The sequence below is a fragment of the Labrenzia sp. CP4 genome (genome assembly GCF_001579905.1).
GTDB lineage: Bacteria > Pseudomonadota > Alphaproteobacteria > Rhizobiales > Stappiaceae > Roseibium > Roseibium algicola.
Genome location: NZ_CP011927.1, coordinates 1,494,023 through 1,506,593, shown reverse-complemented (window position 1 = coordinate 1,506,593; position 12,571 = coordinate 1,494,023). Strand labels below are relative to the sequence as shown.

Sequence of the window (12,571 nt, the reverse complement as noted above, 5' to 3'; positions counted from 1 at the left end):
CCGGCCTACCCGCTCACGACAGCGCGGAAGTTGGCGAATTTCGCCCAGGCAAAATCGTTACCGGTCGTTTCGTTCATCCGGGTGGCAAAATAGACATTCTGCCAGACCCCGATCCGTTCACCTGCAAAGGCGCTCAGATGTGCCGTCTCGCCGTAGCTGACGGTTTTCCAGCCGGAAAAGGCCTCGCCGACCGACTGTTCACGCTCTCCCTTGAAGAGCGCCTTGGCCGCGCCAAGGTCCTTGGCAACCACAATGGCGAAATCGATATCGGCGGCGCGGCTGTTGTCGATGAACGCCTTTGCAGACATGCGGATCACCTGCGGCGGACAAGCTGCCGGAAGTTGCCCGATGGTCATGCCTTCCGCAGGCGGGTGACAGCCGATGGCGCGTTCCGTCGGCAACGGCATGATCGCTTCGAAATCGAAGGACACCTCATCGGAGTTGGCAAGGCTTGCGTGCTCCAGGATGCCCGGGGCGATCGGCATGTCACGGAAGCCTTCGTCCAGGTTCACCTGTTGCGACTGCGCCGGAATGTAGTTGGCGTGCGGCGGCATGGAAACGCCCGGAATGCCACCCCACACCTGAAGGGCGAGACTGTTCTTGAGGACCGACAAGCCGTTGGCGGCATCGCGCACATGGAACATTTCGACCGGCTGCAGACCACCGACGGACAGAAGCGGTACCTCGTCCTCGGTCTCTTCAACCTGCATGCGGAACTCCAGCGTTCTGCGCAGGCCCGCAGTCGAGCGCGACAGGCCGAAGATGTTCCAGCCCGTGGACAGATCGCCACTGGAGAAATGCCAGGTATCGACGATCCTCTGGTCCTCCAGCGTCATCAACTGGGCACGCAGCTTGATGTCGGGACGGCTGCCGGTCTGTTCGACATGCACCGCCACTCCGCTGACACCGGAGCTGGGCACCGGCAGGATCTGGCTGACACCATCGACGGAGGCACTTGCCAGCACATTCGGATTGAGCGGGTTTTCGGCCGGTTCGTTGCTGAACAGGAGATCCAGCGGCTGCAGACCATGCCGGTTGAGGAACGCTTCAAGTGCGGCAAACCGGTTCTGCAGGTCGTCGTTCAGGCTGCGAAGTGTCTTCAGCTCCTTGCTGGACAGAACCAGGCGCCGTGCACCCGATTTCACATGATCGGCAACCAGCCCGACCATCGAGGAGACAGCCTCCACTTCACCGCCACGACCCCAACCGATAACCGGTGGCAACTGAACCACACCGCGTTGCTGCATCCATTTGTGCAGTTCGTCCTTTGCATCCATTGCAGCCGGATCCACGATCACGGCCAGTGGCAGAAGCGGCGCTTCCGACACCTGGTACCGGCCGGCACTCTCGTCGGAAAACAGGGCGTAGTCGTCCTCGACACCCTCAAACCAGACCGTCTTGACCGCCTCGAGCAACGGCCCGGGAATGTCCTGCCTTGATACGCCCACGACGATCAAGGTCAGCTCCTTCAGCAGCAGCATCTCACGCGTAGCGTTGTGAACGGGAAACGTGTCTTGTGTAGCCACGACTGTCATGCAAGCCCCCATCTGAACTGTGAAGCGTCCCCCTGCCGGAGATCCGCTTGCTCAACTAATATACATGCACAAGATTTATGTTTGTTTGTGACAATAATGCGGCGCAACATAGAATTATGTAAATATATTTATCTACTTATTGCTTTTCACAAAATATAGATGAATTTCTATCGCAATATTACTCAAATAATACGAATAAAATACTTCAAAATTCGAAATGATATTCTTTTCAAGCTACATGAGAGCCACCACCTTCCGCTGCTGCGCCGGCGCGCGCTCCCGCATGACATGCGGCACATTGTTTTCGCTCAGGAAGTCACCCATGGCGTAATAGGTGGCCTCATAGGCCCGGTTGAACCGGTCAAAGAGGCCCTGATCCCAATAGTCGCTCAGGCGGAACACCTTCTCGCTGAAGACGTCGAAGCTCGGGATTCGGAACGTCTCCGCAAATTCGCGCGTGCGGCTGTCGTAGGTGAAATAAAGCGCCGGGACGCCATTGGCCAAAGCCATCAGGTTGCCATGGAGGCGATACCCGAGCACCAGGTCGCAGGCTTTGACGCAGGCATCATAGTCCGCGACAACGTCGGAATAGAACATGGAGTTGCGGTAGAGGCACTCGATGTCGTCGTCCAGATACCACTCGCCAACCCAGGCATTCTCCCGAAGCGAGGAAATCGCCTGGTCCTTTTGCGCAGGCGTTCCAAGTACCAGCTTCTTTTCCTCCAGCTCGCCTTGCGCCATCAGAACGGTATCGAAGCGGGCCGCAACCGACTTGATCAGGTCGCGATGGAACGTGAGATACTGCCGGATATCCCTGGCGTATGCCGGCGACACTTCGCGCCGCACGGTCAGGCCGACTTTCCGGATGCGGTCGATCTCGGGCAGCGTGATCCTCAGACCGGGGTCGTTGTGGCGAAATGCCGTCGGGCAACCGATGATCCGCGTGTTGGAAATTCCGATGTCTTCCAGCACCTCGGCGGTGTAGGCACCGCGAACGCCGACAGATGTCGTCGAACCTGCGATCAGGCGCAGGACATTCTTCGTGGCATCCGACAGCACAAGCTTGCCGTCGACCGGCGCCTGGGCACCAATCCCGAAAGCCAGAACCGGAAGCCCGAGCCGGCGCAGCACCTGCTCCGCCATTTCCCAGTCCATCTCGCCGTGAATGTAGTTGGACCCGCGCAACACGACATAGTCGAATTCATCCCGCAACCGGTCAACTTCCGCCGGGTTGAATTCGCGGATCGTCAGGGTTTCGAGCCTGTCGTACTTCAGCAGTTTCAGCGAGGAATCGAAAACGAAGGCATCGCCGATATTGTGATAGTGGTTCAGGTTGCGCTGAATGTCCTGATGGCTGTACCAGCGGACATTGTTGTGATCGTAGACTTCGCCGGACGGTATCATCACCAGAACGCGTGTCATTCCATATTCCTTTGTCTTCTCAGGCGCTTTGCTTGAGGGCACCGGGACGAGACGCGAGGCCGCCATCTAGAACCTCGCGATAAAGGGTCACGTGCTCGCCGGCACTTTCGAGATGCGTTTTGGGTGGTCTGATGCCCGTCCGCAGACGCTGCCACAGACCCGGATCGCGCAAGGCCTCGGCCATGCGGTCCGCCAGGTCTTCCGGGCTTGCCGGCCGGGCATGCAGTCCATCGACCTTGTCGCGAACCTTTTCGGCCATGCCACCGATGCCGCTGCAGATAACCGGACGCCCATGGAAGAACGCTTCCTGAATGATCACAGGTGAGTTCTCCCACCATACGGACGGCATCATCACCCAGTCCGTTTGCCGGATCAGCGACGGCATATCCTTGTTCTGGTAGCTGCCGGCGAAGCGCACGCGTGATCCTGCCGCTTCCAGAAGCTCTGAAATTCGACTGCGAAACGCTTCGGGCTGACGTTCAAGATTGCCGCCATGAATGGTCAGCGTGGCATCTTCCCCCCAGATGCTTTCGGGAACTCGCTGGACTGCATCCAGAAGTACATCCACCCCCTTGTAGGGCGTCATCTGGCCGAAGAACGCGAAACGGTTCCGCCGGCCACCGGCTGCCACGGAACGCTGCGCCGCCTGTTCGCTCACGTTCAGGCCGTTTTCGATAACGGACATCTTGTCCGCCGGCAGCCCCCAGGCGACATAGCGGTCCGCCAGGAAACGGCTGGGCGAGATGTAGCCATCGGCTAGCCCGAGCATGGACTTGATGAACTGCCGCCGGCGCAGGAAACTGGCTGGCGAAATCTCCGGAAAGCAACCGTTGCAGGCAATCGGCGTGGCCGCCTCGCAGAGTTTATGGCCACCTGCTTTGACCATTTGCCCATGATGATGGCAGATGGACAGGAACTCGTGGAAAGTCACCAGAATGGTGGCGTCCGGCAAGGCGTCGCGCACCGTGTAGAGTGTCTCTAGCCCGAAGCCGATGAAATGATGGAAATGCACCACGTCCGGACGCAGGGTGCGCACAAACCGCCGCAGGTCCCTGTGCAGGTCTCCGGTGTTGCGGTTGGATACCAGGAACGGGTCGTAGTCGTCAGCGTGAAAAAGCAGCTCGTCATCGGCGTCATCGACCCCCATCAGCGCGGACTGGCCGTGCCGCGGATAGCCGTCACCAACCCGCGCCAGGAAGAACGATTGTGTTCCCGGCAGGGCCTTCAGGCCCTGGTGCAGATTGTAGGAAGCCACTTCCGCGCCGCCGAGTGACAGTGTCGGATGGCCGTGAGAAATGACGAGCACGCGCAGAGCCGCGGCCTTGGAAGGTGTTCTTTCCTCGTGAGCAGCCGTCATCGGATATCCTCTGCCAGGTCAGCAAGAAACGGAGACCAGGTTCGCTCGAAACTGCGGCGATCGAGTTCGGAAACCAGTTTTTTCCAGGACCGCTCTCCCGGGCGACCGTCCTCGGCGTGGATCATCTCCACCCGAGGTACCCAGAGCGAACCGATGCCTGACAGTTTCAGCCGCAGGGCGGCATCGAGCCCTTTCTCGTCCGTGCCTAGATATTTCCTTGAAAAGCCCCCCGCTTCCGCCAGGGCCGATCTCGGCAGCACACAGCAATCGAACGGTGCCGCGGCAACAGGGCTGACATCCGCGCCATGAAGTGTCCGGCGCGGGTAACCGAGATAATGTTGCTTCAACAGATAGCGGCCATCTTCCGGCTCGATCCAGGCACCGCCCCATCTGATGGTTTCGTCTTCATAGAGCAGCGTGGGCGCCGCAATACAGGTAGCATCCTGTGCCTGAAACGCCGCAAGCAGCGGCTCCAGCCAGCCCGGGCCGCGCGGCAACACGCCGGAAGACAGACAAACAATCGTCTCCGCAGGTGAGGCCTCGACGCCCGCCTGAAGCGCATCGAGCGCGTCCTCGACGTGGTCCGCCAGCACCAGGCGGACGGCGAGACCGTAGAAACCGGCAAGTTGCCTGAAGTCTTCAACCTGCTCCAGCGCGTCACCCTGCGAGGCAACCAGGACCACCGGCGCGCTCCGCAGCAGCGGATCAAGCGCACACAGCGACAGCAGGACACGTGATTTCTCGAAATTTCCGTCGAGACCGATCACAACGGCGAAAGCGGCGTTTTCATCCACTGCCCCGAAGTCGATCGTCTCCACGACGGCTGGTTCGGGCGCATCATTGGCCTGCAAAACCGGCAGAAGATGGCGCTCCAGAAAGTCAGGACGAAATGCCGTTGCCGGATCCAGCCCGGAAAGAAGTCGCCTTAGCGCGGAACGCGGCGAAGCCCTGCCAAGCGCCAGCGGAGCAAAGGCGGACCTGCCATCTTTCAGCACGATCTCCAGATACGTACCCTCGGTGCCGGACATTTCCTCGGCAGGTACATGAACAAGGAACCCGTGCCGTTGCAGTGCATCCGGCCCGTTCAGAAAGGGTGACAATGTTTCGAAAGCGCTCGTCACGTCGGGCCGCAGCTGTGTCGTCCAGCGCGTATCGAGGCGACAACTCATGCAGCCCGAACGCAGGAAGACCGTTTCGACACGGTCTTCCGGATCAAGCAGCCAGCCCGACAACAGGACGCCGGCTCGATCCAGTGAAGCGCTGAAATCGATACCGACACGAACCGGGACGTCGAGCTCGCTAACCGTTTCCCGGCCATCGAACCGCCGGCCCGCCAGCTCCAGCCGGGCCCTGCCGTCACCCGCGGGGGAGAGCTTCGGCAGAAGGGCCCGTATGTGGGAGGGAAGAGCCCGGGCCGGCGGCATCGTCCTGTGTTCATGAACCTCGACCACGCTCCATCCGGCGCGGCCACGGAAGAAAACCTTGCGAAGTTGCGCGGTATCAAGACCGCCCTCAACCTCGAGCAAACCGGCAAAACCATGTGCCTTGCCACCGGTGTCCTTGCGCTCGAAAAGACTTCCGGCCAGCTGACCGAGTTTCAATGCGCCGTCGAAAACAAACACCCGGCTGGTTCCCACCGGCATGCCCTTGGCCCACCCCTGGAGGTAGATATCTCCGGCGTCGAAGACACCCAGAACCTCGATGAAACCGTCGCGTCCCGCGACAGCATCGACAAGTCTGGCGGCCGTTTGCATTGCCTGAGGTGTGGTTCCCGCGCCAAGCAATGCCTGGACCAGGCCGTCAACGATGTCCGGCACCGATTGAGGTGACAGCTCACCGACACTGTTGAGGAAGCTCTTGAGATCTTCTGCCTGATGCCTGACGCCATAGGGGTAGGCATGCCCCTGGCTGCGGATCGTCACCCGCTCAGGCAGGGTGGCAGAACCTGGCACCGGAGACAGGATAGCGATGAACGGACGCTTTTTTCCCGAAAGGCCGTTTCCGGCTGGCAGGACCGTCACCGTGCAGGGTACGACCATCTTCGGGTCTTCGTTGAGGATAGCCGGCACCCCGCCGGCAAAGGCTTCCCCCACCCCGGCGATCAACAGCGTTTCGCGGTCGAGGTTGACGTAAAGAACCGAATGACCGTCGAGTGGAACCTGCGCCCCTGCGCTCCCCTGCGCCTTCAGCGCGGGTGCCTGCCGCTCCGCTCTCGCGGGCAGCTTCTTCACGCCTTCCAGGGTGAGGACAGGCTCCATCGTTACTTACCTCCAGAGACCGCCTGCGGCGGCAAACAGCATGCCCCCGACAAACCCGAGAAGGATCGCCAGCAGCAGGATATGAACCTTGAGGTTGTTGCGGCTCTTTTCTCCAAGAACCTTCAACCGGTCATCGAACCCCTTCAGCGTCGTATCGAAACGCAGCAGGAAGACTTCCAGTTCCTTGACCTTCTGGGAGAGGTCGCCCTGGCCGTTTTTCAGAAGGGACATGGCTTCGCCAAGTTCGCCCTCATTCGATGCCAGCGCATCGATCCGCTGCACCGTCTCGCGCAAGACCGCCGTTGCATCACGCTGGCCAACAGCGCTTTGGCGCTGCGCCACGATCAGCCGGTCGACTTTCTCCATCACCACTGCCAGAGGCATGGCGACGGCAGCTTCCGCGGCGCGTTCTTCTGCGCTCGGGCGCGGCAACTTCAGTTGCGCTTCCCCCTTGGGGGTTTCCGCCACAACAGTCAGACCGCCAGGTGCTGCGGCAACGGCCTGGGGCAACTCGATGTCGAACGCATAATGGCCGTCGCCGATGCCGTTGCGCTTCAAGTCGATGCGCTGGGTTTCGGCAACCTTGCTGAGAACTCGCTCACCGTCGTGGAAGACGTGGATGGTCATGCGGTCGCTCGGGCTCGACGCATCCCAGGCCCAGCCAAGCAGCCGGCCGTTTTCGAATGCATCGACACGCCCCTGAAGCCGTGCGGAAACGGCTTGTTCCTTGGCCTCCGCAACAGCTTGCGGCGGCTTGGCGTCCGATCCGGGTTTTACCTGTTCAAGAGGGGTTACACTCATTCCGTTTTCCTCAGGCAGCAGGTTCACGCGCCGCGGTTTGCCGGTCGGCAAACAGGCGCAGATATTGTTCGGCAACAGCGCTGACGGACGGCGGCTTGCGGATGTTGGCTGCAAGTTTCCGGTACTGCGCGGCATCTCCGGCAGCTGTCGCCATCGCGATTGCCAGGCCGACCGGATCGTTCTTGCGCACATGCAGGCCATCGACGCCGTCCCTGACGGCCTCGGCCATGCCGCCGACACCGCTGGTGATCACCGGCCGTCCTTGCTGCTGTGCTTCTGCAATGACCAGCGGCGCATTTTCCCACCACAGCGAAGGCACCACGACCCAGTCCACGGGCTCCATGAGACCGGCCACATCATCAGGTTTGTAAGCCCCCAGGCGCTGCACTCTGGGTGCGGTTTCCTCGAACAGCTTTTCGATGCGTTTGACGAATTCCTGGTTCTGGAAGGGAGCGCCGCCATGGACCCGCAGCTCGAATTCCATGTCCTTTTCCACCAACAGCTTTGCCGCCTGCAGCAGAACCTCGACACCCTTCCAGGGGGTCAGGTTTCCGAAATAGCCGAATACGGTTTTGGGCGTGTCGTCAGCCGACCGGCTCTTGGCTGGTGCCGCGTCCGGCCTGCCATTTCGAATGATCCTGATTTTCTCCGGCGGCAGGCCCCAGCGCACATAAACGTCACGCAGAAACGCGCTTGGAGATACGAACTCGTCGACGGCCTCCAGATGCGTCTTGATGAACCGCTCGCGCAGACGCATGTCGTTCGGCTTTGCTTCGGGCAGGCACTTGCACAGTCCTCCCGACCCAAGCGCGGCACAGGCTTCGTCCGGGCTTTTCATCAGGACGCCATCGTTGGCGCAGATCGCGTAATAGTCGTGCAGCGTCATAACGATGCGCACGTCGGGCAGCACCCGGCGGATAAGAACCGGCAGTTCGACACCGAACAGCAGCAGATGGTGGATATGGACCACATCCGGCCGGAAGCTTTCCAGCAATGTCCGCATGTCCGGTACAAAGGCTTGCAGATCGATCTGGCTCATGTTGAAACGGTCGAAATGACCGGCCCACATCAGCAACTCGTCACCGCTGTCGCTGATCGCCTGAAAGCTGGTACCCGGATGCGGCTCGCGGTGCAGGTGGTTCGTCGCACCGACAAACAGCGACTGGTGCCCGGCCTTGCGATAGGCCCTTGCCAGGTCAAGCGCGACGGTTTCCGTCCCGCCGGGGTGAAGATCCGGATGATTATGCGCGAAGACAAGGATCCGCATCAGGACACCCCCCGCGACGTTTTCACGGCAACGAAAAAGTCCTGGTAATGCGGAGCCCCGTTGCCGCCGCGCCAGTGCCCGAACCGCTTCAGGGCGATTTCGAATCCCGCCGTCTCCAATGCCCTGTCGAGGAAACCATCATCGAAGGCAACCGCTGCGAGCGGCGCTTGCGGGTTGCCGTACCAGGCAGGCCCTTCGCCGTCGCGTCGGAACACGACACGTGGGATCAAGCCTTCGCCGCGGTCCGGCGCAATCACGAATGCCGACAGAAACAACCTGCCTCCCAGCTCCATGAGGCGCGAGATTTCGCGGAAATAAGGCAGGATCTCTTCCGACGGCAGATGGGTGACCACCGATGTCATGATGGCAAAATCGAACGAGCCGTTGGCGAACGGCAGGGCAATCTCCGTGCCGCGGATATAGCCGTCGGGATTGTAGAGAGCGTTGGCGATATCCAGATGCATGAACCGGAAATTGGGATAGACCGACCCGATGTTGCGCGTGCACCATTGAATGCCTGCCGATGCCGGATCGATACCCACATACCGGGCGGTGTCAGGATCCAGATACTGGGTCAGGGGCACTGCCATCCGGCCAATGCCGCAACCGACATCAAGCACCCGCTCATGCGCACGCAAGCCCCCAAGGTCGATAAAGTGACCCAGAAACTCCGTGCCGATGGCAAGATAATCACCATCTCCGACGAAGTTGTCCTCGCTCGGGGGAACCGGCAGGAACCTGTTACGGCCGATGTAACCTTGCAGGTCTGCAATCCGCTCACTGCCGAGTGGGGATGTGACCAGACTGGTGGCATCCTTGATGAGAACCGGCGAATTCATGCACTCAGCCCTTTTTCACGCCGCTCCGCAGCTTCCATCAGGGCAACAATGTCGTCCTGCCAGCGGGACTGGTGGAGCCAGCGATTGTATTGAGAGGCGACACCGCGCGTGTAGTCTTCGTTCTTGCGAATGGAAACACGCTCGAAGTGGTAGAGTTCGACGTCGCCCAGATAGTAGATCTTGCGGTTCAACTTGCGGAGTTTCAGGCACAGGTCGCTGTCTTCGTAGTCACCGACGATGAAGTCCGTCGTGAACCCTCCCACCGTCTCGAAATCGGCTTTCGACAGAACGAGGCAAGCACCGGTTACCCCCGGCACCTCGCGGGAGGTGCTGGCTTCCGGAAACTGACGCGGGAAACCCTTGTAGTAGTGATGGTTGAACCATCGGCCCTTGTCGTCCTGGATAAACTTCAACCCGGCATGCTGAATGGCGTTGTCTGCATAGAGCAGCTTGCCGCCTACAGCCGCGACTTGCTCGTCCATCATCAGGCTGGCACACAGCTGTTCGAGCCAGCCGGCCTCGACCGGCACGACATCGGAATTGATCATCGCCAGATAGCGACCGCGCGCCGCTTCCGCACCTGCATTGCAGGCAAGTGCATAGCCGCCGTTGCGTTCCATCACGACGAGCCGAACGGGAAGGCCATAAAGAAGATGGAACCCGGCAAGCAAGTCCTCCACATGGGTTACCTGCTCGGGGGAGTCGAGCACGAAAATCACCTCGGCGTTCTCCGCCAGCCAGCTGTCGGCGGAAAACGCTGCAAGCTGCGCCTTGATGAACTCGAACACCTTGTAAAGCGGGATCACGATCGACACGGTCGGATCGGCAAGCGGTTTGCCGAACAGAACTTCGGACGGTTCACCGACTGATTGCCGGAAACGCGACTGGATATCGGACAAGACATTCGACAGACAGGTCGCCAGAACCTCGTCGCTCGCATGGCGAGGTGTCACGACGGAAAGCGCCTTCGCCCTCGTGTCGGGGATGTCACCTGACTGCGGTGGCGGCACCAGCAGTTCCCGCTCACCCGATGCCAAACGGACTTCGAACCGGGGCTGCAGATTGTGTTGAAGCGCCCTGCCGACCGGCGCAAACGCGACAAAGCGCTTTATCGCGTAACCGCCCTGGGTTTCCGGCAGAACGCCATCGAACGTGTGTAGCTCAAGCGCAACCGGACCGGCGCCTCCGGCAAGAATATCGAGCCCCTGATAGACGCGGGCGGGATCGCGCAGCCAGCCACCGACCAGGACACCGGCTTCGCAGGCGACAGCGGTTTCCACCGCACAGAAGGAGCCGGTCTCTGACAGCGAGCCATGCCGGCGCGCCGGCAAGGGATCGCCCACCTGCAGGTCCCGTATGGCTGCACGCGCCTCATCGGATTTGGCGCCGACGTCCGACACCAGGTAGTCCCGCACTTCCGGCAGCTTACGCGAATTGGTGGCCCACCACGCACCGACAGTGCGCTTCACGTTGTCGGTAGCCAGTTTCCGGATCGCCAGACCCCAGCTTCCGGACAGCACCAGAAAGCCGTTGGCAGGCGGCTGCGGCATGTCGACCGCACCGAGGAACAATCTGCTCTTGCCGCCATTGTACGGCGTGTTGCACGTTCCGCTGTCCAGCCGCAGAACACCCGTATCACCGATCACGACCGCTGTTTTGATGTCGGTGCTGTCGCTGTTGATGAGGGTTTCCAGCAACCGGACGGACCCGATGCTCGCGACGGCATCCACAACCGGCGGCGCATCGTTGACGGAGCGCAGCAGCTCTCTTGCAAAATTGACGAAACTGCGGGAACGCCCCAGCCGGAACATGCCGGACCAGGCGCTCAGGAAAGTCGTGACGAAAACGGCGAAGGCGGCCTGACTGAGGCCGTTGGTAATGGCAAAGGCATCGGCGGCAGGACCAGGCTTTGCGGCGTCGACAGCAAGCGTCGCCTCGGACCCGACCGCGCCGGCGCTCAACTTCAGACTGAGCCTGGTTTTTTCCTTCAGCGAAACAGCCCATACGACACGCGACCGGCCATCAAGCCGGTTCAGCCGGACACTCGCAATGGAGCCGAAGGACTGACCGCCCTGCTCCACAAGCCGGGGCGCAGCATTTACCTGATGCGCCGGATCCCAGACAAGAAGAAGAACCTCCGGCGTAAGTTGGAAGTAATGCGGGGACTCAAAGTCCGCCTCGGCGTATTTGCCCAGGGTCTCGAGCATCTTTGTCCATCACTGTTCTAAGGCCTGAGTTGCGGACGGCCACAGGCCAAAGGCCGGTACCCGGGCACACGGACGACCGCGTGCCCGGGTGCGGGATCATCAGGAAACGACGATGTAGCCGTCAGGATTGTCCTGAAGATCGTCGGCATCGACGTTGTTGAGCGTGACGGTATCGCCGTTGCCGAGATCGATGACCGTGTTGTTGCCGACCTGGGTCGCCCGTGCGGCGACATCGGCAGCAGAGGAAACGCCGGTATCGTTGATGTTGCTCGAGATCTGCACCAGATCCCCGACCTGGAAGTCCATGACGATGTCGTTGCCGCCACCGCCGGAGAACACGAAGACATCGTGGTCGCCACCACCGAACATCAGATCGTTGCCGGCACCGCCGTCAATGATGTCGGTTCCTTCGCCACCGAAAATGATGTCGCCGCCGGCACCGCCTTCGATGTAGTCGGAGCCCGCTCCGCCGAAGATGGTATCGCTGCCTTCACCACCAAGAATGACGTCTTCGCCACCTTGCCCGAAAATCTTGTCGGCACCCTCTCCGCCGACGATCAGATCTCCACCTCGGCCACCGAAGAGGAAGTCGTCCCCTTCATTGCCGAGCAGAACATCCGATGAGCCCAATCCGAATATGAAATCCTGAGCATTTGTACCTTGCAGGAAATCCTGAAAAGCACTGCCTTCAATCGTGGCCATGTAGCTAACTCCTGAAGTTCGCCTCGTTACATTTGACGCCCCGCGAACCGCGGCACACCGCACTGCACAAACCCCGTATTTTTGCAGCGCGAGAAGTACAATACACAATTACTAATCTCTTCAAAGGGACGAATAGTGAAAAAAATAAGGCAATATTTTGAAGGAGATAAACTAATTCTACTT

General features: G+C 60.4%; 9 protein-coding genes. All 9 read right to left on the bottom strand.

Annotated features, from left to right (window positions below; all coding sequences use genetic code 11):
• Positions 1-5: 5 nt before the first annotated feature.
• The 9 genes from ACP90_RS06900 to ACP90_RS06860 all read right to left on the bottom strand — a co-directional run bounded on the left by ACP90_RS06900 (position 6) and on the right by ACP90_RS06860 (position 12,388).
• Positions 6-1,535: a DUF6212 domain-containing protein gene (locus ACP90_RS06900; protein WP_062487533.1), complete on the bottom strand. Its 1,530-nt coding sequence runs from the start codon at positions 1,533-1,535 to the stop codon at positions 6-8.
• A 234-nt stretch (positions 1,536-1,769) separates the two neighbouring features.
• Positions 1,770-2,957 carry a polysaccharide pyruvyl transferase family protein gene (locus ACP90_RS06895; RefSeq protein ID WP_031270444.1) on the bottom strand — a complete coding sequence of 396 codons (1,188 nt, stop codon included), beginning with the start codon at positions 2,955-2,957 and terminating at the stop codon, positions 1,770-1,772.
• Positions 2,958-2,976: 19 nt separating this feature from the next.
• Positions 2,977-4,314 carry a glycosyltransferase family 4 protein gene (locus ACP90_RS06890; RefSeq protein ID WP_062487530.1) on the bottom strand — a complete coding sequence of 446 codons (1,338 nt, stop codon included), beginning with the start codon at positions 4,312-4,314 and terminating at the stop codon, positions 2,977-2,979.
• Positions 4,311-6,572, bottom strand: a complete 2,262-nt coding sequence (locus ACP90_RS06885; RefSeq protein ID WP_062487528.1) for a hypothetical protein — start codon at positions 6,570-6,572, stop codon at positions 4,311-4,313. The genes ACP90_RS06890 and ACP90_RS06885 overlap by 4 nt, the downstream gene beginning before the upstream one ends.
• A 6-nt stretch (positions 6,573-6,578) precedes the next feature.
• A complete protein-coding gene (locus ACP90_RS06880; RefSeq protein WP_077291991.1) occupies positions 6,579-7,373 on the bottom strand; it encodes a hypothetical protein in 795 nt (264 codons plus the stop codon).
• Positions 7,374-7,383: 10 nt separating this feature from the next.
• Positions 7,384-8,640 (bottom strand): glycosyltransferase family 4 protein, encoded by a 1,257-nt coding sequence (locus ACP90_RS06875; protein WP_062487524.1) that lies wholly within the window; start codon positions 8,638-8,640, stop codon positions 7,384-7,386.
• Positions 8,640-9,479, bottom strand: coding sequence for a class I SAM-dependent methyltransferase (locus tag ACP90_RS06870; RefSeq protein ID WP_023003326.1), 840 nt, complete (start codon positions 9,477-9,479; stop codon positions 8,640-8,642). The genes ACP90_RS06875 and ACP90_RS06870 overlap by 1 nt, the downstream gene beginning before the upstream one ends.
• Positions 9,476-11,686, bottom strand: coding sequence for a glycosyltransferase family 2 protein (locus tag ACP90_RS06865; protein WP_062487522.1), 2,211 nt, complete (start codon positions 11,684-11,686; stop codon positions 9,476-9,478). The genes ACP90_RS06870 and ACP90_RS06865 overlap by 4 nt, the downstream gene beginning before the upstream one ends.
• Before the next feature lie 99 nt (positions 11,687-11,785).
• Positions 11,786-12,388: a calcium-binding protein gene (locus ACP90_RS06860; protein WP_023003324.1), complete on the bottom strand. Its 603-nt coding sequence runs from the start codon at positions 12,386-12,388 to the stop codon at positions 11,786-11,788.
• Positions 12,389-12,571: the final 183 nt, after the last annotated feature.